Raw genomic sequence first — 1,683 nt, forward strand, 5'->3', positions numbered from 1 at the left:
CTGACATCGGCGTCACGACGATCACGTGACGACACGAATTCCAGATCGTCGAGCACGATGCGTTTCGCGACGCGAAAACCGGCCCGATCCAGGCTAAGGATGCGGGCGGCGCCCGTCGCACCGGCCACACGATCCGTCTCGGCGCCGTTCTGCACGATATCGGCCCAGCGTGCGTCGTAGGCGTTCCGCAGCGGCGCGGCGAGCTCGACGGAGTCGGCGCTGACTTTCGCCACCACGTTCCGCTCAAAATATCGAATCGACGGCGGATAGCCCTGCGAGTCCTGGTTGAAGCCATAGACCAATACCGGCATGCCCGCGCGATACTTCGATGCGGCACCGGCGCTCGACAACCGAACATGGGATGCGCCGGCGGCTACCGATCCGATACGGTCGCCGTTCACAAACTCTCCGAAGCCGGGTATCGAGCCGGCGTGATCAAGAAAGTAGTCCTGGTTGACAATGAGCGGCACGCGTTCGGTCGTCGATTGCGAAGTCCCGACGTTGCACAATTGCGTGCCTCTTCCGCCTCGTACGTGCACGTCCGCGACGCCTTGCAGCCACCTTCCGGTCAGGATATTCAGCCTCCCGTCCGGCAAGATGAGATCGAAGGCAGCGTCTGCGCCCCGCATCTTCTCGCGAATCGTCAATAGTCCGCGGGAGTTCTGTTCCGCGGATGCATCTGCCGATACGCCATATGCTGCGGCTTCGATCACTTCACGGGCCGATGGCGCCGGGCCCCGGTCGAATGTACCTGCGTCACTTGGAAACGCTTCGGCACCCGCGGCGGAGGCAATCAGCTTCAGGAACGCGCGTCTGGATTGCTTCACGATGTCGACTCCGGTATGGGATTCGTGGTCATGCCCGGAACGACTCGCCGGCGCGACGCTTCTCGCGATTCATACCGATCGTTCGCGTCATGCCACCGAACCGACCGTACCCGAACGTACCGAGCCCGTATTGGCCGCCGGCGCCTGGATCCGTGCCATCCTGATCTTGCCGGCGGTCACCAGAATATAAACGGCGACGAACGAGAACCCGAAGAAATATGCCATCGGCACGCCGCCATCGCGAAACAGCGTCGAGATGTAGCCGTTGAAAATCCAGTACGACGCAAACAGTTTCGGGCTCGCCGTCCACGTGACGCGGTGATGAAACCGGTACAGGAACAGGCCAACCATGAACATTCCGCCCACCAGTGACGGGAATCCGAATATCGAATACAGATCCGCATGCAACGACCAGGTCAGCGCAAAGAAATTCCCGTATTTCAACAGGTTGATCCTTTGCGTCGTCGTCGGCTTGTCAGGCCAGATCGCGCGGGGGATTGGCCATACGAGCAGCCGCAGGTACTGCGTTCCCCAGTTGAACCCCGTTCTTTCCGGTACCAGCTCGTAAATTGCCGACGACACGTCGAACTCCTGGAAGTCGCTCGTTCCGGCGCCGACCGCTCGTGACTTCTGGTACCGATCCACGATCTCCGAAATGCTCGTGTCGCCGGTCAGCATCTTTCGTTCCGCGAGACGATCCGACCCGACGACATCGAATACGAGGATCAGGCAAACGCCGATAATGATCGTCTTCATTGCGAAGCTGCGGCGACCACGCCGCATCAACCCGATGGTCAATGCGCTCAGCACGACGATGACGAACGACAGCCGCTGCGCGCCAACCAGTATGCGCAAC

General features: G+C 60.7%; 2 protein-coding genes. Both read right to left on the reverse strand.

Translation table 11 applies throughout. The features are described 5' to 3' along the window. Nucleotides 1–827, reverse strand: an 827-nt coding sequence (locus tag ACWEOZ_RS44290; protein WP_451916668.1) for a hypothetical protein, incomplete at its 3' end; no start/stop codon positions are given. Nucleotides 828–914: 87 nt separating this feature from the next. Continuing rightward, nucleotides 915–1,683: hypothetical protein (locus ACWEOZ_RS44295; RefSeq protein ID WP_451916669.1), on the reverse strand; the 769-nt coding region annotated here is incomplete at its 5' end.

Source organism: Actinoplanes sp. NPDC004185 (genome assembly GCF_053603475.1).